Source organism: Janthinobacterium sp. SUN128 (genome assembly GCF_030587275.1).
GTDB lineage: Bacteria > Pseudomonadota > Gammaproteobacteria > Burkholderiales > Burkholderiaceae_D > Janthinobacterium > Janthinobacterium lividum.
Genome location: NZ_JAPWHY010000001.1, coordinates 3,566,399 through 3,592,101 on the forward strand (window position 1 = coordinate 3,566,399; position 25,703 = coordinate 3,592,101).

The window sequence follows — 25,703 nt, forward strand, 5'->3', positions numbered from 1 at the left end:
TTCCCTTGCACGGTCTTGGTCACCCTATTCTAACCACTTACTGACCACCGGGCGCCACGGCCAGCCCGCTGTCGGCGTCGAACAGATGCATGTGCTCTTCGTCGAAGGCCAGCGCCAGGGTCTGCCCTACCTGCGCCGCGCTGTTGGCCGCATTCGCCGGCAGCAGGGCCGACAAGGTCAGGGAGCCGCACTGAAAGCTGATCAACGCTTCGGCGCCCAGCAGCTCGACCAGGTCGATGGCGCACGCCAGGCCATGGCTGCCGGCATGTTCCTGCGGCAGCGCCGCGCGCAAGTGGTTCGGCCGCAGGCCGAAGACCACGCGCATGCCGGCCGGCAGCGCCGCGAAGCGGGGCGAAATCAATGGCCAGCGGTAACCGGCGCACACGAGCGCCGTTTGCCCGTTCTCTTTTTCGATGACGCCGTCGATGAAATTCATGGCCGGCGTGCCGATGAAGCCGGCCGCAAACAGGGTGCGCGGGTGGTTGTACAGCTCCGCCGGCGTGCCGATCTGCTCGATATGCCCGCCCTTCATCAGCACCACCCTGTCGGCCAGGGTCATCGCTTCGAGCTGGTCGTGCGTGACGTACAGGGTGGTGGTGCGCAGGCGGCGGTGCAAGCGCTTGATATCGGCGCGCAGCTGCGCGCGCAGCTTGGCGTCCAGGTTAGACAGCGGCTCATCGAACAGGAACACTTGCGGCGTCTTGATCATGGCGCGCGCAATCGCCGTGCGCTGCTGCTGGCCGCCCGACATGGCGCGCGGCTTGCGCTCGAGCAGGCTGTCCAGGCTGAGGATGGCCGCCACCTCGCGCACGCGGCGCTCGATCTCGTCGTTCGGCACCTTCAGGCGGCGCAGGCCAAAGGCGATATTGTCGTACACCGTCATGTGCGGATACAGCGCGTAATTCTGGAACACCATCGCCACGTTGCGCGCGCGGGGCGGCAAGTCGTTGACGACGGCGCCGCCGATCAGCAGCTCGCCGCCGCTGATGTCTTCCAGGCCCGCGATCATGCGCAGCAAGGTCGACTTGCCGCAGCCCGATGGCCCCAGCAGGACGATGAATTCGCCGTCATCGATTTCCAGGTCGAACGGCTGCAGCACGGCCGTCTTCTCGTCATACGTCTTGTGCAGCTGCCTGCAGGCGATATTTGCCATGGTTAGTCTCCTGACAGTTCAATCTGGATCTTGACGTCGCGCGGATGGCCCTTGGCCGCTTCCTCGAACGCCTGCACGCCGTCGGCAAAGCCGAAGGTACGCGAAATGAAGGGCTTCACGTCGATCTTGCCGGAGGCCAGCAAGGCGATGGCGCGCGGGAAGATGTTCGCGTAGCGGAACACCGACTCGATGCGCACTTCCTTGGCCTGGATGGCGACGATATCCAAAGGCACCTTATCCGGCGGCATACCAACCAGCACCAGGCAGCCGTTCGGGCAGAGCAGATCGATGATGTTGTCGTAGGCGCGCATGCTGCCGCTAGCCTCGAAGACGATGTCGGCGCCCCATCCATCGGTAGCCTCGCGCACCGTGTCGGCCAGGCTGGCCTGGCGCACGTCGACCGTGGTGACGGCGGGATTGCCGGCGAACAGGGCCAGTTTTTCCGGCACCAGGTCGGCCAGGATCACGCGCGAGCAGCCGCCCGCCAGCGCGGCCAGGGTGTTCATGGCGCCGATGGTGCCGGCGCCGATCACCACGGCGACGTCGCCCGGCTTGATGGCCGCCTTCCTGGCCGCCTGCAGGCCGATGGCCAGCGGTTCGACGATGGCGCCTTCGCCGAAGCTGACGTTATCGGGCAGCTTGAAGGTGAACGAGGCCGGATGCACGACATATGGCGTGAGACAGCCGTGGATGGGCGGCGTGGCCCAAAAGCGCACGGCGGGATCGAGGTTGTACAGGCCGCGCATGGTGGCCGGCGAATCGAACTGCGGCACGCCCGGCTCCATGCAGACCCGGTCCCCTGCCTTCAGGTGCGTGACTTCCGCGCCCACTGCGGCCACCACGCCGGATGCCTCGTGGCCGAGCACCATCGGCGCTTCGACGGCGAAGGGGCCGATCTTGCCGTGCTTGAAGTAATGCACGTCGCTGCCGCAGATGCCCACGGTATGAATCTTGATTTTCACATCGCGCGGGCCGACGGCGAGCGGCACGTCGATATCGCGCAGGGTGATGGAATGCGCCTGTTCCAGTACGAGTGCTTGCATGATAGCCTTCCTTATTTATGTTTGAGCATGGAGTTGAGCAGCCGTCCCAGGATGCCGACGAACAGCAGCGGCGGCAGCGCCAGCAGCACGGTGGAAGCGTTCACCACGCCCCACGGAACTTCCTGGCCCATCGACGTGAAGGCCGACGCCACCACGGGCAGGGTCATGCTTTTCGAGGAGGTGAGCGCCAGCGCGATCATCAGTTCGTTCCACACCAGCACGAAGCTGAAGACGATGCCGCCCATCAGGGTTTTAGAGGCCACCGGCAGGGCCACGTGCCAGAACACCTGGTAAGGGCCGTAGCCGTCCAGCGCCGCCGCTTCCTCGATCTCTTTCGGGATGCGAGCAAACGCGGGAATCGACAGCCAGATGATGGTCGACAGGGTCACCAGCAGATATGTCACCACCATCGACAGGCGCGAGTCGTACAGGCCCAGGTCGATCCAGATCGAGATCAAGGGAATGGCGACGGCGACGGGTGGCAAAAAGCGCAGGGAGAGCAGGAAGAACTGGATATCCTTCTTGGCCGGGATCGGATAGCGGGCGATCGCATACGCGGCCGGCACGCCCAGCACGGCGCCCAGCAACACGGCCACGCCGACGATGGCCACGCTGTTGCCCAGTCCCGTCAGCACTTCGGGGCTGGCCAGCACCTGTTTGTAATTGGCCAGGGTCGGGCTGAAGAAAAAGCGCGGCACGGGCGTGACGATATCCATCAGCTCCTTGAAGGAATTGAGCACGGCCCACAGGATGGGAAACAGCGCCACCAGCACGATGGCGGTGGTAATGGCGGTGGTGGCGGCATGGTCCATGCCGCGCCGAACAGTCAGTTTTCCCATTTGGCGACCCGCTTCCAGAGTAAAGTGAAGATGACAGTCGTGGCCAGCATCATCAGCACGGCCATGCTGGAGGCATACGACACCTTGCCCATCAGGCCGATGCCTTGCGCATACGCGTACATGTCCAGGGTTTCGGTGGAGATGCCGGGGCCGCCCTTGGTCATCACGTAGATCAGGTCGAACGATCGCAGCGACTCGACCATCTTGATGAACACGAGGCTCATGATGGGCACCTTCAGCATCGGCAGCGCAATATACGCATACACCTGGAGCGTGCTGGCGTAATCGAGGCGCGCCGCTTCCAGCGGTTCGGCGGGCAAGGTTTCCAGCAGCTTCAGGATGACGGCGCCGAAGAACAGGCCCCACTGCCAGATGTCGACCAGCGCCACCGCATACAGGGCCGTGGCGGGATCGGACAGCAAGGCCGTGCCGCCCAGGCCCACGCACTCGAGCAGCCAGTTGAGGATGCCCATCAGCGGCGAATACATGAACTTCCAGATGAAGGCGGCCGAGACGCGCGGCAGCAGCACGGGCACGATCAGCAGCAGCGCGATGACGTCACGCGTGCGTCCCTTGACTCTCTCGAACAGGAACACGGCCAGCAGCACGCCGACGATCAGCGAGCCGGCCACGGTGACCACTTCCCAGATGGCCGATACCTGCACGGCATTGACGAAGCGACGGTCGCCGAACAGGCGGATGAAATTGGCAAAGCCGACGTAATCGCTGTCGCTGTAGCGCAGCACGCGGTTTTGCAGGGCCAGGTTGATGGCGGCGATGCTGGGCACCAGGCCCAGTATCAGCAGGACCAGCAGCGGCAGCGTCAGAAACACGGCCGGCAGCCAGGTATGGCGTTTTTTACGGATAGTGTGTGGCATAGGAGAGACTCTCGCAACGGACTGTCAGGCACAGGGAAGCTGGCCGCCGCCTTCGCGGGCGGCGGCTGAACGGCATGCGGCTTACTTTCTTTTGCTGGCCCGTTGCATCACTTCCGTCGCGTACTCATTGGCTTCATCGAGCGCGCTTTGCACGTCGCCGCGCGTGCCCGTAAATACCTCTTCCAGCACCACGCCCAGGTTGTCGCCGATGTCCGGCCACTCGGGGCTAGGCCAGATCGTGACGCGCGAGACGGGCGTGGTGTCCGTCAGGCCCGCCTGGATCTGCGGCTTGACGTGCTTGCGGAAGTAGTCGCTGGCGATGGTGCTGCTGCGGTTGTAGTCGCTGAAGACGTTGTCCTTCAGGCGCGCCTGCTCCTGTTCCTTGCCCGTGGCGAAAGCGATAAACTTGCCGGCCGCCTGGCGCGTGCATTCATCCTTCGCGCCCGTGGCGGAGATGGCCAGGCCATGGCCATAGGCGGCCGATGCCAGCGGCGCAGGCGGGCGCACATAACCAACCTTGTCGACCACCGAGGATTTTTTCGGGTCTTCCATCCAGTCGGCAAACGGCGTCGACTCGATCATGAAGGCCACCTTGCCCGACCTGAACGCTTCGAGCGCATTGCTCCAGTCGTAGGTGGCGCCGCCCGGCGGCGAATACTTGAACAGGTCGCGGTACAAGGTGGTGGCCTTCACGGCCTGCGGCGAATTGAAGGTCGGCACGCCATCCTTTTCCCACTTGCCGCCGGCGGCCAGCATGAACGGCGACCAGCGCCACACATTCATGCCCGAGCCGCGCTGGCCCCGTGCCGCCCAGCCATACACGTTCGGCGGGCTGTTGAGTTTTTTCACGGCGGCGACCAGTTCGTCGAGCGTCTTCGGCACGGCGATGCCGGCCTTTTCCAGCAGGTCGCGGCGGTAGAACAGGAAGTCGCTGCCGCCGATCAGGGGCGCGAAATACGCCACGCCCTTGTACGAGGCGACGGCGCGGCGGCCCGGCAGGAAGTCGTCGTAGTCAGCTTCCTTGGGCAGGTATTTGAGCAGGGGGACGACCCAGCCTGCCGTGGCAAATTCGGCCACGTTGGCTTCATCGATGTAATAGATCTGGTAGGAACCGGCCTTGGTGGAAGCATCGAGCCTGGCCTTGGAGCGGCGGTCGTTTTCGCCGAAATAGCTGATTTGTACCTTGGTGCCGCTTTTCTTTTCATACTCGGCGAGGGTCTTTTCCATCACGGTCAGGCCCAGGCTTTTTTGCGCCAGCACCTTGAGCACAGGCACCGAGCAGCTTTGCGCCGAGGCGTCTGCGAACCCGGCGGACATGAGGGCGCCCCATGCAACAGCAGTCATGATTTTCATAACACGTCTCCATTTTTATAGTCCGGCGGTTTTCCACCGGTATGCCAACTATAAAAACAAAGACCGCGCGCCACCACTACAAAAGGCGCGGGTTTCTAAATACTTTTTTTCAGCCATCCCTCACCTGCTGGCGGATCGTCAAGATCCAAGATATCCTCATTTGCTCGAGGACTCACACCTCAGGCAAGACACGCCGACAAGGTGCGCCGAGAAATCCTTGTATCGCTTTCGCTACGTTCTGGGGATCACGAAGCTCGCACTCCCACACGACCATGACATCCCATCCACATTGACGCAAGGCATCGACTGCTCGTGCATCGCGTAACTTATTGCCGCTCAATTTTGAGTCCCAAAAATCGATTCGTAACTTAGGCATGCGAGCCAAATCACAACCCTCATGCCGGTGCCAAAAACATCCATGTACGAAGATGACTTTTTTCCTGCGAGGAAATGTCAAATCGGGAGATCCCGGCAGATTCTTGACATGAATTCGATAGCGATATCCAACTGCGAACACCAGCTTTCGAACCAACAGCTCTGGCCCAGTGTTTTTGCCTTTAACCCGTGCCATCACTCTGCTACGCGATGGCTGATCTATAGTGTCAACCATAATGCACCTCATGAAACCGTGCAAAAATAGTGCCGTTCCTGGCATTTTCAACGGGTAGTTTGAGTCACAACAAATCAGCCCATTGAGCACTGTACAAAAACACAGTAAAATGAGGTCTACAGAGAGATGGACATTGAAGCATATGGCGTGCAGCTACCTCCTTCAGTTTGTTCCTCTTGTGTTCATTGCTTTATACTGCTGCACTACTTAAATGTATCCACACAGAAGTTGCTATACACACCATCGCATGCAGACGAGAGTGGCAGTTGCCACCCTGCAACGTCAGGTTACGATCAACCACATCGATTCAATAATGTACCGAAAAAGCAGCAGCGTTTCAGCCGCCCCAAATGACCATGTATAACACGCCCGCCCTCTTAGTCCCTTCAGACACACTAGTGACAAATGCTCGTACCATTGAGTCAATTGAACTATTCGCAGGGGCGGGAGGACTGGCACTTGGTTTTTCCAGCAATGATGTTCAGCATCGCGCAGTTGTCGAATGGAACAGCCATGCGTGCAATACCTTGCGCAATAACAAACTTCAGCAAGTGGAACCGATAAGTCATTGGCCTGATGTCATAGAAGGTGACGTACGTGATTTTAACTATACAAGTCATATCAATATCGATCTAATCACCGGAGGCCCACCATGCCAACCTTTTTCCATGGGTGGGAAGCACGGCGGATTTCTCGACGAGAGAGATATGTTCCCGCAAGCGATACGTGCTGTCCGAGAGGCCCGGCCGCGCGCGTTTACCTTTGAAAATGTACAAGGTCTAAAACGTGCGGCATTCGCCGACTACTTCAACTACATCCTTCTGCAACTTGAATTTCCATCACAAATTTCCAAAACGAAAGAGCTGTGGACAGAACACTTGGCAAGGCTGCAAACATACAAGGCCAAGGGGGCGCCGAGCGAATATCATGTCTATCACCGTCTGGTCAATGCCGCCAATTATGGTGTTCCGCAAAAGCGTATGCGTATCTTTTTCGTTGGTTTCAGGGCTGATGTTCACAAGCCTTGGGACTTTCCAGCTGAAACACATAGTAGTGATGCGCTAGTGCTGACAAAATGGGCAAACGGGAGCTACTGGGAACGTCACCGCGTCGCATCCAAGAAGCGTCCGCCGCGGCCCGAAGGCATAGATAAAAAGATCCAAAAAATTCTAGATGCTGATGACGGCGCAAACATGCTTGCCTGGCAAACCGTCAGAGACGCTATCTCAGATCTCCCCGACCCTGAGAGATCCTCCACAAAGGAATTGGAGTTGGCGCAAGCACATCGCTTTCAGCCAGGCGCAAGAGCTTACGCCGGGCATACAGGGAGCCCGATTGATGAACCAGCAAAGGCACTCAAAGCAGGTGACCATGGGGTTCCTGGAGGTGAAAATATGCTACGCCGCACTGACGGCTCAGTTAGGTACTTTACTGTCAGGGAATCAGCACGTATTCAGACCTTCCCTGACAATTTCATATTTGAAGGTACATGGTCCGAGACCATGCGCCAGCTAGGCAACGCGGTTCCTGTAAAGTTAGCGGCAGTAATGGCACGCGGTGTATGCGCACTTCTGCGAGAATAAAAGTGGATCCCAGCATGGCAGGAAGAATGCAAGAGGTGTACCAAAAGCCCCTGCCCTTCCGCCATATTTTAAAGAATACATCCGAGTCAAAAAATCGCGCCACTACTCTGAAGGGGGCATGACCTCGGCGGCTACCTGATCGAACAAAGCACCACCTTTTGCAGGAGTAAAGAAACGCTCCCGGTTAATCTGACGCATATCGGCCATGATCCGCTCAAAAATTTGATGGACATCTGTGTAAGGCGTATGTACTGACAAGTGACCAGCAATTTGGTCATTGATCACCTCGATCGATTTCTGGTTCTCAAAAGTTCTATCCGCCCATTCTCGTCCTGGATGCATGGTATCCCAGGGTGAGCGCTTATTGACACGCGTATCGGAACTGTCTCCATGCTTCCCAAGACCAAAGCAGATCTTCGTCTCCGAGTTCCAGATCGGCTTGAAAAAGTTGATCAAATAATCTTCGGCCGACTTTTGATACCCGCTTTGCACAATCAAAAAACGACATTCAAAATCTTCAATTTTCAGTGTAGTAGTTGCTTTTCGAATACTGCGGGCATGTTCATTGAGTCGTGCCGATAGCTTTGTTCCTTGAGTTACAGCATCCTTGGCGCCTTGTCGATCAGGGTCAGCTTTTCCCACGTAGATAGGATGATCAGTATCTTTCAATGGTAAGTAAGGTGAAAAATCGCCTCGATAATAGATCGCATACACCCCGGCACCATAGAATTCAGGGATAGCCGCCAACGAATGCCTTTCCTGCGCAAGCAAGGTCAAGGCTACTACCCTGCCCGCAGTATTAGGATCGGATGGATCAAAAATCGATTCCGGACGCCAAACGGGGTCCAACCTTTCCGTGGTCGCCTTGATCTCAGACACCGCCCGCTCTAGTTCCAAACGGATTTTTTTGACACTACGGGCATCAGTACCTGCGTCAACATTGGCTATTCGACTGGCTAGATCTTGCAATTCAACAAGCATAGTTTCGAGAGGTGGAACGACTTTTTTACTTGTGGCCATCTATTTCCTTACCCTATTCAATATTTACGTTCGCACTACGAAAACTGGCGAAAATCCTTGCGGTAGACATTCGTCTCCCTGCCATCCGGCGGCAGGCGCGAGAAACGCTCGAAACGCAGGCCCAGCTTGTTAAGCAGGTTGATCGACGCCTGGTTCTGCTGTGAAGTGATGCCGTACAGGGTGCGCAGACGCAGCACGTGCTGCGCATGCTGCACGATGGCGGCCGCCGCTTCCCAGGCATAGCCCTGGCCCCAGTAGGCAGGGCGCACGGCATAGCCGATATCGGGGCCGGGCAGGCTGTCGCGGCGCACCAGGCCGGCCATGCCGACAGGCGCGCCGTCGCTGCGGCGCTCGACGATGTACAGCGAATAGCCATGCGCGCGGAACTGCGCCATGGGTCCCGTTTCCAGCGCGGCGCGGGCCGCTTCCAGGGTGTGGATGTTGCGCTGCCCGATGTTGGCGATCCACGAAGGGTCGTTGACCAGCTCCATGTAGAAGGCCGCATCGTCCAGGGTAGCGGTGCGCAGGCGCAAGCGGGGCGTCTCGATGACGGTGATCGGCTCTGTCATGGCGCCGCTCATGCCGGCCACTGCATCGGGTCGGTCAGCAGCTGGTACATCACGTAGGCATCGACATAGCCCAGCTGCGCGTGGTGGTAGGCCAGCGGCAGGGTGGCGACGACCGTGAAGCCCAGTTTTTTCCACAGGGTGACGGCGGCCAGGTTGGTGCTGACGACGAAGTTGAACTGCATCGCCAGATAGCCCGCGCGGCGTGCCTCTTCCATGCAGTGCACGCCCAGCAGGCGGCCCACGCCCACGCCCTGCGCGGCCGGGTCGACCATGAACGAGGCATTGGCCACGTGCGACCCATGGCCCGGCTGGTTCGCCACCAGCTTGTACATGCCCAGCAGGCGCTCGCTGCCCATCACGGCGACAAAGCTTTGCACGCCGGGGCCGAACCAGTAGGCATGGCACTCTTCGCGCGTGGTATCGGCGGGGAAGGTATAGGTGTCGCCGCCGGCAACCAGGGTCTGGAAGATCGGCCACATGGCGTCGAAGTCGGCTTCGTTGGCCGGGCGGATATCAATTTCTTTCAAAGCGGTACTCCCGATAACAAGTGATGGCTGATTGTATCAGCGCCCCAGGCGAAAATTGACCGTCCCGGGGCGGCCCGGCAGTTGCAGACGCGCACTGGCGCGCGGCGACTCGCTGACGACCTGCCCGCGGCGCAGCACCAGGCGCCGCGCCGCGCGCAGACGCAGCGCCTCCACCGTGGAGCCGCAATCGAGGATCAGCAAGTCCGCATGGCAGCCGGGAGCGATGCCATAGCCATCGAGGCCCAGGATGCGCGCCGGCGTCTCCGTCACGGCCAGGAAGCAGTCGTGCATGGCTTGCTGGCCCGTCATCTGCGCCACGTGCAAACCCATGTGCGCCACTTCCAGCATGTCGCCCGACCCGAGGCTGTACCACGGGTCCATCACGCAGTCGTGGCCGAAGGCGACGGGAATGCCGGCGGCCAGCATCTCGGGCACGCGCGTCATGCCGCGCCGCTTCGGATACGTGTCGTGGCGCGCCTGCAAAGTGATGTTGATGAGGGGGTTGGCAATGGCCGCCACACCCGCCTCGCGGATCAGGGGCAGCAGTTTGCTGACATAATAATTGTCCATCGAATGCATGGACGTCAGGTGCGACCCCGTCACCCTGCCCTGCATGCCAAGACGCTGGCTGTGGAAGGCCAGGGTTTCGATGTGGCGCGACAGCGGGTCGTCCGACTCGTCGCAGTGCATGTCGACCATCAGGCCACGTTCACAGGCAAATTCGCACAGCAGGCGCACGGATTCCGCGCCATCGGCCATGGTGCGCTCGAAATGCGGGATGCCGCCCACCACGTCGACGCCCATGTCAATCGCGCGCTTCAGATTGTCGAAGGCGCCGGGACTGCGCAAGATGCCATCCTGCGGGAAGGCCACCAGCTGCAAATCGAGATACGGCGCCACTTGCCGCTTGACGTCGAGCAGCGCTTCAACGGCCAGCAGGCGCGGGTCGCAGATATCCACGTGCGAGCGGATGGCCAGCAAGCCGCGCGCCACGGCCCAGTCGCAATACTGCAAGGCGCGTTCCACCAGAGCATCTTGCGTCAATTGCGGCTTCAGTTCGCCCCACAGGGCAATGCCTTCGAGCAGGGTGCCGGAGGCGTTCACGCGCGGCAAGCCGTAGCTAAGCGTGGCGTCCATGTGGAAGTGGGCATCGACGAACGGCGGCGTGACGAGGTCGCCGGCGGCGTCGATCTCTTGCGCGCCCGCCACGGGCAAGGCGGGGCCGACGGCGGCGATGCGGCCGCCCTCGATGGCGATATCGATGGCGCGGCGCCCGTCGGGCAGGCTGGCATTGCGGATGACAAGGTCCATGCGGACACTCCTTCTGTTGGCTACTTGGGGGCAATGACATTATTGCCATTACATCTACTTCCGTGCGAATGCTGCAGTGCAAAAATATAGCGACTGGCAAAAACATAGCCATAGAATCACGATGCGCGCCTTGCGCGGGCGCAAACATTCGTCAGACAGCAACAAGCTGATGAATACTATGCGGCCATGACAGGGCGGCGCGATAAAAATAACTTTCAACCAACTCGAATCACCGCTAGAATATTCATATTGCGTTGCATCAAAATCAGCCTATGATCAGCTATTCAGCACGCTACCCGCTTTACAAAACGCGGCCAACTCTGGTTTTCGGGATTTTGCAGAGCGTTTTGCCAGCATTTTAATCCGTACAAAGGAGTAAATATGTTTCCGCTTCCTGAACAAATTTCCAGCGCCGCCAAGTCGCAACTGGAAAACCAGCTGCAGATCTTCAGCACGCTGACCAGCAAAGTCTTTGAAAGCGCCGAGAAAATCATCGCCCTGAACTTGAACGCAAGCAAGGCCGCCCTGTCGCAGACAGCGGAAACGGCGCAGCACCTGCTGGAAACGCAGGACCCGCGCGACTTCTTCAGCTACAGCAGCAACCAGGCGCAGCCTAACATCGAGAGCGTGCTGGCCTACAGCCGCCAGCTGTTCGGCATCGCCTCGAGCACCCAGGCGGAATTGCTGGCCTCGGCCAAGGCCCGCCTCGATGCTGCCGCCCCTGCCGCCGCAACGGCCCCTGCCCCTGCCCCTGCCGCAGCCAAGCCTGCGCCGGCCATCGCCGCACCTGCCGCTGCCCCTGTCGCTGCACCTGCGCCAGCAGCGGCACCAGCGCCCGTCGTCGCCAAGCCTGCCGAAGTGGCCAAGCCTGTCGCCAAGCCAGCGCCCGCGCCTGTCGCCGCCCCCGCAGCCAAACCGGCGGCAGCGCCGGCCAAGGTGACCGAGAAGGCCGCCGACAAGCCCGCCGTGAAAGCGGCCGAAGCCAAACCGGTTGCCAAGCCTGAAGCGGCCAAGCCCGCACCTGCACCCGCCGCCGCGCCAGCGAAAGCCGCCGCGCCAGCACCGGCCAAACCAGCCGCCAAGCCGGCCAGCGCCGTCGGCAAGAGCGTGGCCAAGGCCGCCGTGAAGCACGCTCCTGCGCCAGCCGCCAAGCCGGCAGCCAAGGCCGCCCCCAAAGGCACGCCATCGAAACAGCTCGACATGCTGGGCGGCAAAGGCAGCGGTCGCAAGTAAGCGTCGCGCGCCGCACTGATGCAGCAAAACAACGGGCTACGGCCCGTTTTTTGCGTGCCCGTCCACAGCGCGCTTTTCTACCTTGTTGTATCCTACGCGTACTTTCCGTCCGCGTGCCCGTCCTTCCGCCCCGCGACACCCCATTACTAAAAACAAAAGGTAACCATGAGTTTATCGAGGCTCATCGCCGGCTTCGTGCGTCAGCATTGGCCGGCGTATGCCGCCGCTGCCGTCATGCTGACAGGCGTGGCAACACTGACCGTCTGGATCCCGCGCCGCGTGGGCGCCATCATCGACGCATTGGCCGCGCACCGCATGACGGCTGCCGAACTGTGGCTTGAGCTGCTGACCCTGCTCGCCGTCGGCGTCGTCATCTATTTCCTGCGCGTGGGCTGGCGCATCACCCTGTTCAAGGCCGCCTACCAGCTGGGCGTGATGCTGCGCACGCGCTTCTACACGCGCATGTCGCAGCAGGGCGCGTCGTTCTACCAGAACCAGCGCACCGGCGACCTGATGGCGCTGGCGACGAACGACATCGACGCCATCGAAATGGCCGCCGGCGAAGCCATGCTGGCCGGCTTCGACGGCACCTTGACCTTGCTGATGGTGCTGGGCATCATGCTGCTGGGCGTGGACTGGCGCCTGGCCTGCATCGCCCTCTTGCCTTTCCCCCTGATGGGACTGGCCTTCTGGCGCATTTCCAGCCATATCCACACGGCGTCGACGGATTCCTTGAAGCGCTTTTCCGCGCTGAACGACCATGTGCAGGAATCGCTGTCGGGCGTGCGCACCCTGCGTGCGCTGGGCCTGGAAGAGCGCAGCAGCCAGCAGTTTTCCGTCCTGGCCGGCCACGCGGCGAACGCCAGCCTGACGGCGCAGCGCTGGGAAGCGGCATACGAACCGGCCGTCGGCCTGACGCTGACGGCCGCCACGGCGCTGACCCTGGGCCTGGGCGGCTACCTCGTGTGGCAAGACCAGCTGACCATCGGCGCGCTGACGAGCTTTTCCATGTACCTGGGCCAGCTGATCTGGCCCATGTTCGCCGCCGGCTGGGTGCTCTCCCTGATCGAACGGGGCCGTGCCGCCTGGCAGCGCTTGCAGCCGATGCTCGATGCACCGCTGGCCATCGACGACCATGGCACCATCGCCACCCTCACGCCAGGGCCGCTGCAATTGCAGGACGTCGGCTTCGCCTACGCGGGCCAGACGGCACCCGCGCTGTCCGGCATTTCGTTGCATTTGGACCCGGGCCAGACCCTGGGTTTAGTGGGCCCGACGGGCAGCGGCAAGTCGACCCTGTTGCGGGTGCTGCTGCGCCAGGTCACGCCGCAATCGGGCACGGCCACGTGGAATGGCCAGCCGCTGGACGCGTATACCTTACACGCGCTGCGCGCGGCCATCAGCTGGGTGCCGCAGGAATCGTTCCTGTTCTCCGCCACCATCGCCGACAATATCGCCCTGGCCCGTCCCGGCGCCACGCGCGAGGAAGTGGAGCGGGCGGCGCAGCTGGCCGACATCCATGCCGATATCCTGCAATTTCCCGACGGCTATGCCACCCACGTGGGCGAGAAAGGCATCACCCTGTCCGGCGGCCAGCGCCAGCGCGTGGCGATTGCCCGGGCTCTGCTGGCCGACAACGGCTTGCTGCTGCTCGATGACGCGCTGTCCGCCGTCGACACGGGTACGGAAACGCGCATCCTGCAGCACCTGGAAGAACTGCGCCGCAAGCGCCCCGAACGCAGCGCCATCATCGCCAGCCACCGCCTGAGCGCCGTCGTCAACGCGGACCTGATCCTGGTGCTGCGCGACGGCCACGTCACGGAAACGGGCAACCACGACGCGCTGATGCAGCGCGATGGCTGGTATGCCAGCCAGTGGCGCTATCAACAACTGGAGGCCAGCCTCGATGCCATCTAAGACCGACCAAGCCACCACCGCCACGCAATCCGTGCGCCGCCAGGCCGCGCAAGCCATCGGCCTGCTGCGCCGCGCCGCCGCGCCCGACCTGCGCCACCTGTACTGGGCCACGTTCTGGCTGATCCTCGCCGCCGCCCTGGAAGTGACGGGCCCGATTCTGGGCAAGGCCCTGATCGACCAGCATCTGCTGCCACGCAACCTGGACTGGACGCGCATGTCGCTGCTGCTGGGCGGCTGCCTGCTGACGGGCTGGGTCGCTTCCGGCCTGCGCTATCTGCAGCTGGTGCGCCTGTCCGGCCTGGCCATGCGCTCGGTGCAGCGTTTGCGCGAAACCGTGTATCAGCACGTGCTGCGCCTGCCCATGGCCTTCTTTGACCGCGCCATCACGGGGCAACTGGTCAGCCGGGTCACCAATGACACGGAAGCGGTGAAATCGCTGTACGTGCAGGTGCTGTTCGTCATCCTCGACAGCTCCATCGTCCTGGTCGGCACCATGGCCGCCATGGCCTTCCTCGACTGGCGGCTGATGCTGATCGTGCTGGCCCTGCTGCCGGCCGTGCTGGTCATCGTCTTCCTGTACCAGCGCTGGAGCGCGCCGGCCGTCACACGCGCGCGCGCCCTGCGCAGCGAGATCAACGGCCAGATCGCCGAATCGATCGGCGGCATGAGCGTGCTGCAGGCGAATAACGCGGAAAAGCGCTTCGGCGCGCGCTTCACGGGCATCAACCAGGACCACTACACGGCGCGCATGCAGGAATTGCGCGCCAACGCCTGGCTGCTGCGCCCCGCGCTCGACATGCTCAACATCGTGCTGCTGGCCGTCGTCATCTTCAGCTTCGGCCGGCGCGAGATGGGCGCCGTGGAAGTGGGCGTGCTGTACGCGTTCATCAGCTACATCGCGCGCGTGATCGAACCCTTGATCCAGATCACCATGCAGTTCAGCCAGTTGCAGCAATCGGTGGTGGCCACGGCCCGCGTCTCGGCCCTGCTGGACGAAGCGCAGGCGCTCGAACATGCACAGGGAAGGGAAACACCGGCCCTGCGGCAGACGAAAGCGGGCAGCGACCTGCCCGCCGTGGACATCCAGAACCTGACGTTCGCCTACGTGGAAAACCAGCCCGTGCTGCACGACCTGTCGCTGACGATTCCGCAAGGCGCCTTCTTTGGCATCGTCGGCCATACGGGCAGCGGCAAGTCGACCCTGCTGTCGCTGCTGCTGCGCTTTTATCCCGTCGCGCAGGGCAGCATCGCCATCAATGGCGTGGCCCTCGACAGCATCGACAACGAGCACTTCCGCGCCGACGTGGGCCTGGTGCCGCAAGACCCCTTCCTGCTGGCGGCCTCGGCGCGCGAAAACATCGACATGGGCCGCGGCTACACGCAGGCGCAGATCGAGACGGCCGCCCGCGCCGCGCATGCGCACGATTTCATCGCCGCGCTGGAACACGGCTACGACACGCCGCTGGGCGAAGGCGGCTCGCGCCTGTCATCGGGGCAGAAGCAGCTGATCGCGATTGCCCGCGCGCTGGCCGGCCAGCCGCGCATCCTGCTGCTCGACGAAGCGACGTCGCGCATCGATAGCCAGACGGAGCAGATCGTGCAGCAGGCCCTCAACGAGTTGCGCGGCAAGGTCACCATCATCGCCATCGCCCACCGCCTGTCGACCATCCGCGAGGCCGACCGCATCATCGTGCTGAACCACGGCCGCATCACGGAAGCGGGGCCGCACGATGCCCTGATGCAGATCGAAGGCGGCCTGTACCAGCGCCTGTACCTGCTGCAGCAGCTGGCGCAGTAAGGGGGCCTTGTCAATGCCGGCAGTGTGCACTTTCGCAAATTTCTGTACCCCGCATGATATTTCTTGATTGCAACAGAATATAATCTGTTACAGACAGGTGTCATTGCGGGAGCGGGACGTTGGCAGGCAGACAGAATCGGGCATCATGGCGAAAGGCGCATTGGCTGCTGGTACTGGCCTGCTTGCTGCCGCCCGCCAGCCATGCCCAGGTCAGCAAGCTGGAACAGCATATTGCCGCCGTGCGCGAGGATGGCCGCTTCGTCCCCGCGCGCGCCCTGCAGCGCCTGGAGGAGGTGGAAACGCAGGCGCGCAACGCTCCCCTGCTGGTGCGCGCGGAATTCCTGACACAGCTGAGTACCGTCCGCATGCGCCTGGGACAGAACGATATCGCCATGCGGCTGGCCGAGGAACTGATCGCCTACGCCCGCCAGAACAAGAGCGACGTGGCGCTGGCGAAAGGCATCCTCTGCAAGGCCTATGTCACGTTCGCCATGAACGAGCGCCGCGCCTCGCACCTGCTGGCCTTTGAGGCGGAACGCATCGCCAACCGCACGGACGACTTGCCCGTGCGCGTGCAGGCCACCATCAGCGCGGGCCAGTCCTGGGCCGAGGAAGGCAATTTCCCGTTTGCGCTGGCCAAGCTGCAGGCGGCTGTCGACCTGGCGCGCCAGAGCAACTCCCCCTCCAGCCTGGCCGCCGCGCTGAATGCCCTCACCCTGCTGTACACGCAGATGCGCGAATACGACAAGGGCTTCGAGGTGCTCGACGAATTGCTGGCCGTGTCCGGCACCCTGGCATCGCCGGGCCGCATGGCGCAGGCCAAGAATACGGAATACGGGCTGGCGCTCGACGCGCAGCAGCCGCAGCGGGGCCAGCGCGCCCTGCTGGCGGCCCTGGCGCTGGAACGCCAACTGGGCGCGCGCGGCATGGTCGCCGTCACCCTCGTCAATCTGTCGGACAGCTACCTGAAGGAAGGCGACTACACGCGCGCCCTGCGCTTTGCGAATGAAGCCATCACGGCGGCGCGCCTGGTCAACAATGAACAGGTGGAGGCAACGGCGCGCCTGAACATCGGCCAGGCGCTGATCGGCCAGGGACGTTTGCAGGAAGGCAAGCAAAGCGTGGCCACGGGCCTGGCCTACTACGAACGCACGGCCAACCAGCCGGAAATGCAGGCCGTGATGCTGGAATACGGCATGGCGCTGGAAAAGGCAGGCGACCTGCGCGGCGCCGTCACGGCATATCACCGCGAACGGGGCATCTCGAACCAGCTGTTCGAGAAGCAGCGGCAAAAGGCCGTATATGAGCTGCAGGAAAAGTATGAGGCGGAAAAGAAACAGCGCCAGATCGAGCTGCTGAGCCGCGAGAATCAGATCAAGAGCACGGAAATCGACAACCGCCGCCTGCAGCAGCGCGTATGGTGGCTGCTGGCGCTGGTACTGGCCATGGCCTCCGTCATCGTCGGTTTGCTGTACCGCAAGGTGCGCCACGCGAACGTGCAGCTGAAGGTGAAAAACCAGGAACTCAAGCGCCAGAGCTCGCGCGACCCGCTGACGGCCCTGTACAACCGCCGCCATTTCCAGGAATTCATGCGCAGCCATGCGGGCAAGCCGCAGCCGTCCTATGGCGGCGCCGATGTCGTGGGCGCGCTGTTCCTGCTCGACGTCGACCATTTCAAGCACATCAACGACGCTTACGGCCATGCGGCAGGCGACCTGGTGCTGACGACGATCGCCGAAACCCTGCACGAAGTGCTGCGCGAAACGGACATGATAGTGCGCTGGGGCGGCGAAGAATTCCTCGCCTTCCTGCCAGCCGTCGCGCGCGACGGACTCGACGATATCGCGCGGCGCATCCTCAACGGCATGGCGGCGCAAAGCATCCACTACCAGGGGCAAGCCATCAAGGTACACGTGTCCGTGGGCTTTGCGCCCTATCCGCTGGCGCCGCTGGGACGGCCGCTCACGTGGGAGCGCAGCGTCAACCTGATCGACATGGCGCTGTACCTGGCCAAGGCGCACGGGCGCAACCGGGCGTATGGCTTGCGCGGTTTTCAGCAGGTGGAAAGAACGACCCTGGAAGCGGTGGAGCAAGACCTGGAACGCGCGTGGCGCGACGGCTTTGTCGATTTGAGCGTGGTACTGGGAGGAGCGGACGGGGTGGACAAAACGGAGACGGCGGGGCAGAAGAGGCCAGGCGGCCAGGCCAGCGATGGCGTCGCCGCAGCCGCCATCACCTGACGACAGCTGCGGGGGCCGGGCCGGAGGTGGCCGCCTGGCGCGCTTGCTACGATGATTACTTGTGCGCGGATTCCTGCATCTTTTCGCCGGCTTTTTCCACTTTCTTGCCGACGGCATCGGCCGCTTCGCTCATTTTCTTGTCGGCGTCAGCGGCGACCTGGTCCATCTTGGCGCCCGTATCGGCAGCGGCCTGGCTCACGGCAGCGTCAGCTTTGGTAGCGGCGGCCTTGATGTCGGCTTCAGCCTTGGCAGCGGCCGCATCGATCTTCTGGCCAGCCTGTTCAGCAGGGCCTGCAGCGACATCGTCCTTCTTCTGGCAGGCAGCCAGTGCCACAACCATCATCCCGGCGGCGCACACGGTCATCCAATTTTTGCTTACTTTCATGATATTCCCTTTCATTGTTATCAAAAGACACAGATCAGTTCGCAATATACACCTGCCTAAAATTTTCTAGCGTGCGCTAACGCACATAAAAACAGGCTTTTGTGGCGTAGTTGTAAGCAATGGTATCTTGATATCTTTTCAGCCATGTTTTCCCTGTGCCGGGCGGGGTGCCTGATAGCCATCCGTCAGGGTATGCAGGAAGGCGATCACGTCGGCGATCTCCGTTTCGTTCAGGGCGGGTGCCTGGCCCGGCTGGCGGTCGAACGGCGCTTCCACGTTCACGTTCGCCACGAGGCCGGGCGGCAAGTCGTCGTATTTGCGCACCTTGCCGTTCTTATCTGCCGGATACCATTTTTGCGGCGCCGTATCGCGCTGCACGTAAAAACGCAACACCTGCTCCAGGCTGTCAAAGCTGCCATTGTGGAAAAACACCTTGCGCAGGGCGACATTGCGCAAGGATGGCGTCTTGAAGCTGCCGCAGTATTCCTTGTGCTCCATCAAGTCGGTGCGGTCCGGGCCGCACAAGCCCATGTCGAAAAACGCCGGGTCCGCATTGACGGGCAGCTTGCCATTGCGCGGCACGCCGATATTGATCAAGCCGTAATCCGTAAATTGGGGAAAGGCGCCGCCGGCGCTCACCTGGCTGATATGGCAGGACGCGCAATTGCCCTTGCGCTCATCATTGAACAGGGCCAGGCCGCGCGCTTCCTGCGGGCTCAGGACGGCCTGCTTGCGCAGCACGGCGTCGTACTTGCTCGTGTACGGATAGAAATCCAACGGGCTTTCCTGGAACACTTCCAGCGACATCAGCGCCCAGCGCAGCGCCTGGCCCGGCTGTTCGAAGATATCCGCGCCATACGTCTGACGGAACTGCGCCGCCAGGGGGCCGGCCCGCAACTTGGCGACGACGGCGGCCGCATCGCGGTTGCCCATCTCGCGCGGCGACAGCAACGGCGCCAGCGCCTGTTCGTGGCCGGACTGGGCACGGCCATCCCAGTTGCGCCCGCCGGTGGGGCCCGCGTCGACGCTGTCGTCGCCATCGTCGTCATGGAAATGTTCGGTAAAGGCTGGGGCCGTCTGCAGGTAGCGCAGCGACGGCGCGGCCCGCGTGCCCGCATCCTTCAGTTCGGGGCCGCCCAGCTGCACCGCCAGGGCATTTGGCGGGCCATACGCGTGATCCGGACTGTGGCAGCTGGCGCACGACATCTTCCCCGAGACGGACAGGCTGGGCTCGAAAAACATGGCGCGGCCCATGGCCGTCATCTGGGCCACGGAAGGCTGGCGTTGCAGGGTGGGGGCGTATGCGCCCGACAGATAGGCGGGCTTGGCTGCGGCTTCTTTCTGCGCTGCCGGATGGCAGGCGGCCAGCAGGCAGGCAGCCACGGCGGCAAGCAGCAGGGAGGGATTCGTTTTCATCATGGGCTGGCAGCGTAGCAACGGCATGTGACAGCTGCGTGACAAAACCCTGCAAAACCTCATGTATCAAGTCCGTACATTACGTCATGTAACAGGCGCTGATATGTCACGCAGCTGACATATTGCCTGCCTAGCATGCGACGTTTTCCACCCAGAAGGCATGAACATGAACTTGCACGCAAAAACCTCTTTACGGCCCCTGCCGTTGTTACTGACGCTGGGCCTGGCCGCCTGCGGCAGCAACTATGCGATCACGCCCAGCACCCATGGCCAGGTGATCGGCAGCTACTATGAAAACGCCCAGGTGTGCCTGGAAAGCGCCACCGCCAGACTCACGTGCGACAGCGCCTCCGCCGCCGTGCGCACGGCCGCCGACGGCAGCTACACGCTCGACGGCCAGGGCGCCGTGCTGGTGACCATCGGCACGGATGCGATCCGCCATGACGCCATCGGCGACGCGGGCAGCAAGGTGACGCAAAAACTGCTGCTGCGCGCTCCCGCCGGGCACAGCGGTTTCGTCAGCGCCCTGTCGACGGAACTGGCGCAAGTCATGGACGGCAACGGCGGCGACTTTGCGGCCGCCAGCAGTAAGCTGGCCGCGCGCCTCGGCGTGTCCGAAGCGGGCCTGGCGTCCGACTTCAACAAGGCCAGCGGCGACGAGCTGGCGAAACTGAAGGCGGAAAACGCCAGCGTGACGAGCTTGATCGCCAGCGCCAGCGCGCAGGCGGCGCCCGCCGACGCGCTGGCCGCGCTGAATGGCGCGCTGGCGCTGAACAATATCCAGACCATCGTCGTCATCTACGCGGAAAACCGCGGCTTCGACAACCTGTACGGCCTGTTCCCGGGGGCCAACGGCGTGCCGGGCGTGAACCCCACGTCGACCTCCACCTACGTGCCGCAGAAGGACGTCGACGGCAGCACCCTGCCCGTGCTGCCACCCACCTGGGGCGGCATGACGGCAGCCGGCCAGGGCACCGTCATCACCCAGGCGCAATCGGCCAACCTGCCCAACAAGCCGTTCCAGATCGATGATGCCAACAGCCCCCTGTACCTGCCGCAATCGGTCATCACGCGCGACCTAGTCCATCGCTTCTACAACAACCAGATGCAGATCAACGGCGGCGCCAACGACAAGTTCGCCGCGTATTCCGATGCGGGCGGTTTGAGCATGGGCTATTACGACGGCAGCAAGATGCAGCTGTGGGACATCGCCAAACAGTATGCGCTGGCCGACAACCTGTTCATCGGCGCCTTCGGCGGCTCCTTCCTCACGCACCAGTACCTGATCTGCGCTTGCGCGCCCACCTATCCGAACGCGGACACCTCGGTGGCCAAGGGCTCGATCGCGAAGATCGACGTCGACACCAACGGCAACTTCCTGCGTCTGACGCCGTCCGCCACGGCGCCAAGCACCGTCCTGAACGGCGCGCCTGCCTATGCCAACGACGGCGCGCTGACGCCGGCCGACAGCACGGGCATGTTCTACGCCGTCAATACCATGCAACCGCCATTCCAGCCCAGCAGCAACGCGCCCGCCTCGGGCGACAGCAGCAAGCTGTATGCGGACACGGGCAAGGCCACCACCCTGCCGCCGCAAACGCAGACGAATATCGGCGACTTGCTCTCTGGCAAGAACATCGACTGGGCCTGGTATGCGGGCGCCTGGAAGGACACGACGACCCTGGCCACGGCCAGCGCGCGCGCCGGCAGCTTCCCGAATCCGCCGAACTTCCAGTTCCACCACCAGCCCTTCAATTACTTTGCGAATATGGACCCCGTGAAGGCGCCCACCTACCGCGCCGCCCACCTGCGCGACTTCGACAGCCAGTTCCTGGCCGACGCCAGCGCCGGCAAGCTGCCACCCGTCGCCTTCTACAAGCCGCAGGGCAACCTGAACCAGCATGCGGGCTACGCCAGCGTGGCCGACGGCGACGCGCACATCGCCGGCGTCATCGCCCAGCTGAAAAAGAGTCCGCAGTGGAAGAACATGCTGGTCATCGTCACCTACGATGAAAACGGCGGCTTTTATGACCACGCCGCGCCGCCGAAGGGCGACCGCTGGGGTCCGGGCACGCGCGTGCCGGCCATCCTCGTTTCGCCCTACGTGAAAAAGGGATTAGTTGACCATACGCAATATGATTCGGCGTCCATCCTGCGCGCCATCACGCACCGCTTCGCCCTGCCCGTACTGGATGGCTTGAGCACGCGCGACAAGGCACTGGTAGCCCATGGCGGCAAGCCGATGGGCGACTTCAGCGCGGCGCTGGCGCTGGTGCCGCAAGAGTAAGGCTGAGTAAAATGCGCCCGCCCGGCTTGACCCCGGCGGGCGTTTTACATGTTGGCGCTACTGGCCGGGGGACGCATCGAGCAGCGAACGTTCGAGCAATTGCGACAACGCCGTGCGCAGCGCCTGCGTGCGCGCCGCCAGTTCCGGCCGCTTGTAGCGTTCGGCGGCGATCAGGCTGTTTTCCAGGCACACCCGGTCCGAACGCGCCAGGCAGGCGTCGGCCAGGTCGAGCTGGGCGCTGGCCAGCGCCACTTTCACCTTGGCATCGAGTTCCAGCGTGTCGGGATCGTCGCCCCAGCGCTTGACGTGCGCGGCCAGGCGCGTGGCGGCCACGTCCGGCTTGCCCGCATCGAGGGCCTGGTTGACGCTGCCTTGCAGCGCCAGCCACGCCTGTGCCCGCTGCTGTTGCCTGTCGCAGGTGGCGGCGGACTTGGTGATGCTCGCCTGCAAGCGTTTGAGCTGCGCGGCAGGCGCCTTGGCGCTTTTCAGCACGGCCAGCGCGCTGCGCGCCCCATCCAGGTCGCACTGTGCCGCCAGCGCCGTGGCGGCCTCGACCTGTTCCGCCACGCTGGCCGGCTTGTCGGCGGGCTTGTTGAAGAACCAGATACCGGTCAGCACCGCCGCCGCCGCGATCCACGTGCGCAGGCGCACGGGCGGGCGCGGTGGCGGCACCGAACCCCTGGTGGCCGCTTTGGCGGGCGGCGCCTTGGACGGCGCAGCCGCTGGCGCGGACGGCGCTGGCGGGATTGCCTGGGGAACGGGTGCGGGCTGCGGCACGGGGGTGGGCGCAGGAATGGGCGGAGGCGGAGCGACGGGCACCGGCGGCGGCATGCGCGGCACGGGCGGCGGCGCTACTGCCACGGTTTTCTCCAGAACAGGCGCCTGCGCCGCCTGGCGCGCGCCGCAAAACGGGCAATGCGCCACGCGCAGCGGCAAGGTCCGGCCGCAAGCGGCGTTGATGCAAACGTCATTCACTGTTTCAAGCACATTACAACCTTTTCCTGGAGTCATTCCACTGCGTTCTGCCGCAATATTACCTTACGCAAGCACAGCAACGGCGCACCGGCGCCGTGTTCCATGGCCTTGATACCGATCAAATAGCATACGCCGCTGCGGCCTAAGCTACAAGCAGCGGCCACGGACAAGGAGAACGCCATGCCAGCCCACCTGATCATCGAAGACGGCCAGCCCTCATGGTGGGACAGCGCCGATATCTGGGTCGTGCCGGGCAATGATCCGAATGGCCCGCCGGGCGCGCCCATCGCCGGTACCGCCAACTACCTGTGGGGCCGCGTGCACAACACGGGCAACAGCGCCTCGAACGGCGTGCGCGTGGATTTTTACTGGGCCGACCCGTCCGGCCAGATCGCCGTCGGCGCCGCCACGCAGATCGGCTCCGCCTTTGCCGACCTGCCGCCCGGCGCCACGCAGGAAGTGCTGTGCCTGGTGCCGTGGATCCCCGTCATCGTCAATGGCGGCCACGAATGCCTGCTGGCCGTGGCCCACGGCCCGGGCGACGTCAACCCGCTGCCCGATCCCCTGCCCAGCGGCTATCCCTTCCAGCCCAAGCAGCACGAGCAGATCGCCCAGCGCAATGTCACCGTGGTGCTGGCGGCCCGGCGCGCGCAATTGCTGAGCATCGCGGTGGCGGCCCTGCCCCGCGCAACGAAAAAGGTGGAACTGCAGATCGAGCAGGGCGGCGAGCTGCCGGAGCACCTCCTGACCACCCTGGGGCTGGAGCGATGGCAGCCGGCCAGGGACGCGCGCCTGGTCGCTGGCCTGGCACGCACGCCCCACTGCAATGGCGACGCGCCCGGCGAGCAAAAGCTGGCGCTGGAGGTGCCGCGCGGCCAGGCGCAGGCCGTGTACCTGAGCGTGCGCGCCGAAGCCTTGCCGCCACGCCAATACGCGCTGCTGCGCGTACTGGAGAGCCAGGACGGCGAAGTCATGGGCGGCATCACGTATATCGTCACCGACCTGGAGAAAGAGCAAGCGCAAGAGCAGCAAAGCCCCGAGGAGCAAGCATCATGAGCGATACCCCCCTGCAGGTGCTGACACGGCCGTTCGCGATCGAGCCCGTCACCAATATCATGCTGCCCGATGGCATCTTCGACAATGCCATCTATGGCTTGCGCATCGCCGCCCACGTCACCAATATGTCCAGCAGCGCCCTGAACAATGTCACGGTGTACCTGGAAAGCGTGGGCGACCCCGGCATCGTGCCCGTGGCGCGCACCTTTTTCTTTGCCAGCATTCCCGCCGGCGCGGCCATGCTGGTCATGTGGGATGCCGACTTCCAGCATGCGGCGCCCGGCAAGCGCCTCGTCAGCTTCGTCGCCAAGGCGGACGGCTATACGCCGCACCGCTCGATCCAGCAAATCTTCGTCTCGCAGACGCGCTTCGACAGCGCCACCAATACGTACACGTGCACGGTCGAGGAAGGCACGCTGGAACTGTCCAAGCCGCAAGGCCATTTGCCCGGCAAGCGCTGGGGCAGCACGGGCGGCGACGGGAAAGACTGCCGCTGTCCGCCCGGCCTGGGGCCGATCGTGCCGACCGGCATGACCCTCGTCTGGACGCCGAACCCCGCCTACGCGGGCACGCATGGCGAGCTGCCGTTTGCCGACCCGTGGTGGAAGATACTGGCCATCATCATCGCCATCATCGCCGCCCTGGTGGCCATCATTTCAGCCGCCCTCGGATCCGGCAAGGCCAGCTTCAGCGTGGGCGGCACCTTCGAGGAAACCGATCCCAGCGTCGACTGCTGCTCACTGGAAGGGGCCGGCTCGGGCCAGCCCGAATTCACGGTAGCGGGCGTCGCCTCGGCCATCGCCTCGGGCGCCATCGCCGTCGCCTGCTCCGATATCGCGGATCCGTTCTGGCGTGGTCAGGAAGCAACATCACCGGCCGCCGGCGAACTGACCCTGGCCGAGCGCGTGGTGGCGAAATGGGTGTTGCCCGAAGCGCCGAACGCGGGCTTGCCCTACACGGCCGACATCAGCTGGGAGTATCAACGCTTCACGACGGGCGCCACCTACCAGCATGCCGTCACCGAAACGCAGGTCAACATCCATGTGGCGGGGCCCGTGGAAACGGATACGCCCGCCGTCGTGCAAGCCTATGAACCGCTGTGGATACGCGCCAGCTTCAAGCGCGACAATGGCAATGTGTTCCGCGGCACGGAGCTGTATGCCTTCGTGCTGTTCCAGGCGCCGCAGGGCCTGTATTTCGTGGAATCGCTGACCGACGACGGCCTGGGCTTCGACCCGGGCGCCAACGATGGTGTCTACGCAGGCAGCCTGGACTTGAAGCGGGCTTACCGCACCCTGCTGCAATACGACCAGAAGGTCTACGGCACCTGGCGCGTCTTCGTATTCGCCCAGGACGTCAACCTGACCAAGCCCGGCACGCCGCCGGAAATCGCGGCCCAGCACATCGGCGGCATGTTCATCGCCAGCGCCATCGAGATCACCTTCGACGACACCCTGCCCTGTCCGCTCAAGGCGCAGGCGAATATCGTCGTGGTGTGAGGGGGGCGTGA

The 25,703-nt window shown here is 63.1% G+C and carries 20 protein-coding genes and 1 pseudogene; 8 read left to right on the plus strand and 13 right to left on the minus strand.

Features of this window, described 5'->3' with window-relative positions; all coding sequences use genetic code 11:
* Positions 1–64: 64 nt before the first annotated feature.
* The 6 genes and pseudogenes from O3297_RS16130 to O3297_RS16155 all read right to left on the minus strand — a co-directional run.
* Positions 65–1,153: pseudogene (locus O3297_RS16130) on the minus strand (ABC transporter ATP-binding protein); the annotation flags it as partial.
* Positions 1,154–1,155: 2 nt separating this feature from the next.
* Positions 1,156–2,196, minus strand: a complete 1,041-nt coding sequence (locus tag O3297_RS16135) for an NAD(P)-dependent alcohol dehydrogenase (RefSeq protein ID WP_305049153.1) — start codon at positions 2,194–2,196, stop codon at positions 1,156–1,158.
* Positions 2,197–2,207: 11 nt separating this feature from the next.
* Positions 2,208–3,035 carry a carbohydrate ABC transporter permease gene (locus tag O3297_RS16140; protein WP_070257990.1) on the minus strand — a complete coding sequence of 276 codons (828 nt, stop codon included), beginning with the start codon at positions 3,033–3,035 and terminating at the stop codon, positions 2,208–2,210.
* Positions 3,023–3,913 (minus strand): carbohydrate ABC transporter permease, encoded by an 891-nt coding sequence (locus tag O3297_RS16145; protein ID WP_099388896.1) that lies wholly within the window; start codon positions 3,911–3,913, stop codon positions 3,023–3,025. The genes O3297_RS16140 and O3297_RS16145 overlap by 13 nt, the downstream gene beginning before the upstream one ends.
* A gap of 81 nt (positions 3,914–3,994) precedes the next feature.
* Positions 3,995–5,266: a sugar ABC transporter substrate-binding protein gene (locus tag O3297_RS16150; RefSeq protein WP_034786528.1), complete on the minus strand. Its 1,272-nt coding sequence runs from the start codon at positions 5,264–5,266 to the stop codon at positions 3,995–3,997.
* Between the two features lie 172 nt (positions 5,267–5,438).
* Positions 5,439–5,921: a very short patch repair endonuclease gene (locus O3297_RS16155; protein WP_370385432.1), complete on the minus strand. Its 483-nt coding sequence runs from the start codon at positions 5,919–5,921 to the stop codon at positions 5,439–5,441.
* A 305-nt stretch (positions 5,922–6,226) separates the two neighbouring features.
* Between O3297_RS16155 and O3297_RS16160 the strand changes: the two genes are divergently transcribed.
* Positions 6,227–7,459, plus strand: a complete 1,233-nt coding sequence (locus tag O3297_RS16160; RefSeq protein ID WP_257217367.1) for a DNA cytosine methyltransferase — start codon at positions 6,227–6,229, stop codon at positions 7,457–7,459.
* Between the two features lie 102 nt (positions 7,460–7,561).
* Here the strand turns inward: O3297_RS16160 and O3297_RS16165 are convergent, their stop codons facing one another.
* Genes O3297_RS16165 through O3297_RS16180 form a run of 4 tightly spaced genes read right to left on the minus strand, consistent with a single transcriptional unit; the run spans position 7,562 to position 10,886 of the window.
* On the minus strand, positions 7,562–8,479 hold the full coding sequence (locus O3297_RS16165; RefSeq protein WP_305049155.1) for an Eco29kI family restriction endonuclease: 918 nt from the start codon (positions 8,477–8,479) through the stop codon (positions 7,562–7,564).
* A 35-nt stretch (positions 8,480–8,514) separates the two neighbouring features.
* The gene (locus tag O3297_RS16170; protein WP_305049156.1) at positions 8,515–9,048 is read right to left on the minus strand and encodes a GNAT family N-acetyltransferase; all 534 of its coding nucleotides are present in this window, start codon (positions 9,046–9,048) and stop codon (positions 8,515–8,517) included.
* 8 nt (positions 9,049–9,056) lie between these two features.
* A complete protein-coding gene (locus O3297_RS16175) occupies positions 9,057–9,575 on the minus strand; it encodes a GNAT family N-acetyltransferase (protein WP_034786527.1) in 519 nt (172 codons plus the stop codon).
* 36 nt (positions 9,576–9,611) lie between these two features.
* The gene (locus O3297_RS16180; protein ID WP_305049157.1) at positions 9,612–10,886 is read right to left on the minus strand and encodes an amidohydrolase family protein; all 1,275 of its coding nucleotides are present in this window, start codon (positions 10,884–10,886) and stop codon (positions 9,612–9,614) included.
* Between the two features lie 381 nt (positions 10,887–11,267).
* Between O3297_RS16180 and O3297_RS16185 the strand changes: the two genes are divergently transcribed.
* The 4 genes from O3297_RS16185 to O3297_RS16200 all read left to right on the plus strand — a co-directional run bounded on the left by O3297_RS16185 (position 11,268) and on the right by O3297_RS16200 (position 18,074).
* Complete coding sequence (locus O3297_RS16185) at positions 11,268–12,119, plus strand: phasin family protein (protein WP_305049158.1); 852 nt, start codon at positions 11,268–11,270, stop codon at positions 12,117–12,119.
* Positions 12,120–12,284: 165 nt separating this feature from the next.
* Positions 12,285–14,036 (plus strand): ABC transporter ATP-binding protein, encoded by a 1,752-nt coding sequence (locus O3297_RS16190; protein WP_305049159.1) that lies wholly within the window; start codon positions 12,285–12,287, stop codon positions 14,034–14,036.
* On the plus strand, positions 14,026–15,834 hold the full coding sequence (locus O3297_RS16195) for an ABC transporter ATP-binding protein (RefSeq protein ID WP_305049160.1): 1,809 nt from the start codon (positions 14,026–14,028) through the stop codon (positions 15,832–15,834). The genes O3297_RS16190 and O3297_RS16195 overlap by 11 nt, the downstream gene beginning before the upstream one ends.
* 182 nt (positions 15,835–16,016) lie before the next feature.
* Positions 16,017–18,074 carry a diguanylate cyclase gene (locus O3297_RS16200; protein WP_370385410.1) on the plus strand — a complete coding sequence of 686 codons (2,058 nt, stop codon included), beginning with the start codon at positions 16,017–16,019 and terminating at the stop codon, positions 18,072–18,074.
* A gap of 55 nt (positions 18,075–18,129) precedes the next feature.
* On the opposite strand, the gene O3297_RS16205 is transcribed toward O3297_RS16200, so the two are convergent.
* Together O3297_RS16205 and O3297_RS16210 are read right to left on the minus strand one after the other, a co-directional pair.
* Positions 18,130–18,459 carry a hypothetical protein gene (locus tag O3297_RS16205; RefSeq protein ID WP_034786523.1) on the minus strand — a complete coding sequence of 110 codons (330 nt, stop codon included), beginning with the start codon at positions 18,457–18,459 and terminating at the stop codon, positions 18,130–18,132.
* A gap of 138 nt (positions 18,460–18,597) precedes the next feature.
* Positions 18,598–19,875, minus strand: coding sequence for a cytochrome-c peroxidase (locus O3297_RS16210; protein ID WP_034786743.1), 1,278 nt, complete (start codon positions 19,873–19,875; stop codon positions 18,598–18,600).
* Between the two features lie 166 nt (positions 19,876–20,041).
* Here O3297_RS16210 and acpA point away from each other — a divergent pair, with 166 nt between their 5' ends.
* Positions 20,042–22,162 (plus strand): acid phosphatase, encoded by a 2,121-nt coding sequence (gene acpA, locus O3297_RS16215; protein WP_305049161.1) that lies wholly within the window; start codon positions 20,042–20,044, stop codon positions 22,160–22,162.
* A gap of 57 nt (positions 22,163–22,219) precedes the next feature.
* Here the strand turns inward: acpA and O3297_RS16220 are convergent, their stop codons facing one another.
* A complete protein-coding gene (locus tag O3297_RS16220) occupies positions 22,220–23,149 on the minus strand; it encodes a hypothetical protein (RefSeq protein WP_305049162.1) in 930 nt (309 codons plus the stop codon).
* Positions 23,150–23,317: 168 nt separating this feature from the next.
* On the opposite strand from O3297_RS16220, the gene O3297_RS16225 reads away from it, so the two are divergent.
* Entirely contained in the window at positions 23,318–24,193 is an 876-nt protein-coding gene (locus O3297_RS16225) for a hypothetical protein (RefSeq protein ID WP_305049163.1), read from the plus strand.
* Positions 24,190–25,692: a hypothetical protein gene (locus O3297_RS16230; RefSeq protein WP_305049164.1), complete on the plus strand. Its 1,503-nt coding sequence runs from the start codon at positions 24,190–24,192 to the stop codon at positions 25,690–25,692. Before O3297_RS16225 ends, O3297_RS16230 begins: the two co-directional genes overlap by 4 nt.
* The last annotated feature ends 11 nt before the right edge of the window (positions 25,693–25,703 follow it).

What these genes read in the sequence shown, in the direction of transcription:
- O3297_RS16150 (WP_034786528.1), bottom strand. Translation starts at nt 5,266, where the DNA reads ATGAAAATCATGACTGCTGTTGCATGGGGCGCCCTCATGTCCGCCGGG.
- acpA (WP_305049161.1), top strand. Translation starts at nt 20,042, where the DNA reads ATGAACTTGCACGCAAAAACCTCTTTACGGCCCCTGCCGTTGTTACTG.
- O3297_RS16195 (WP_305049160.1), top strand. Translation starts at nt 14,026, where the DNA reads ATGCCATCTAAGACCGACCAAGCCACCACCGCCACGCAATCCGTGCGC.
- O3297_RS16190 (WP_305049159.1), top strand. Translation starts at nt 12,285, where the DNA reads ATGAGTTTATCGAGGCTCATCGCCGGCTTCGTGCGTCAGCATTGGCCG.
- O3297_RS16140 (WP_070257990.1), bottom strand. Translation starts at nt 3,035, where the DNA reads ATGGGAAAACTGACTGTTCGGCGCGGCATGGACCATGCCGCCACCACC.
- O3297_RS16225 (WP_305049163.1), top strand. Translation starts at nt 23,318, where the DNA reads ATGCCAGCCCACCTGATCATCGAAGACGGCCAGCCCTCATGGTGGGAC.
- O3297_RS16170 (WP_305049156.1), bottom strand. Translation starts at nt 9,048, where the DNA reads ATGACAGAGCCGATCACCGTCATCGAGACGCCCCGCTTGCGCCTGCGC.
- O3297_RS16135 (WP_305049153.1), bottom strand. Translation starts at nt 2,196, where the DNA reads ATGCAAGCACTCGTACTGGAACAGGCGCATTCCATCACCCTGCGCGAT.
- O3297_RS16210 (WP_034786743.1), bottom strand. Translation starts at nt 19,875, where the DNA reads ATGAAAACGAATCCCTCCCTGCTGCTTGCCGCCGTGGCTGCCTGCCTG.
- O3297_RS16230 (WP_305049164.1), top strand. Translation starts at nt 24,190, where the DNA reads ATGAGCGATACCCCCCTGCAGGTGCTGACACGGCCGTTCGCGATCGAG.
- O3297_RS16165 (WP_305049155.1), bottom strand. Translation starts at nt 8,479, where the DNA reads ATGGCCACAAGTAAAAAAGTCGTTCCACCTCTCGAAACTATGCTTGTT.
- O3297_RS16205 (WP_034786523.1), bottom strand. Translation starts at nt 18,459, where the DNA reads ATGAAAGTAAGCAAAAATTGGATGACCGTGTGCGCCGCCGGGATGATG.
- O3297_RS16155 (WP_370385432.1), bottom strand. Translation starts at nt 5,921, where the DNA reads ATGCCAGGAACGGCACTATTTTTGCACGGTTTCATGAGGTGCATTATG.
- O3297_RS16185 (WP_305049158.1), top strand. Translation starts at nt 11,268, where the DNA reads ATGTTTCCGCTTCCTGAACAAATTTCCAGCGCCGCCAAGTCGCAACTG.
- O3297_RS16180 (WP_305049157.1), bottom strand. Translation starts at nt 10,886, where the DNA reads ATGGACCTTGTCATCCGCAATGCCAGCCTGCCCGACGGGCGCCGCGCC.
- O3297_RS16145 (WP_099388896.1), bottom strand. Translation starts at nt 3,913, where the DNA reads ATGCCACACACTATCCGTAAAAAACGCCATACCTGGCTGCCGGCCGTG.
- O3297_RS16160 (WP_257217367.1), top strand. Translation starts at nt 6,227, where the DNA reads ATGACCATGTATAACACGCCCGCCCTCTTAGTCCCTTCAGACACACTA.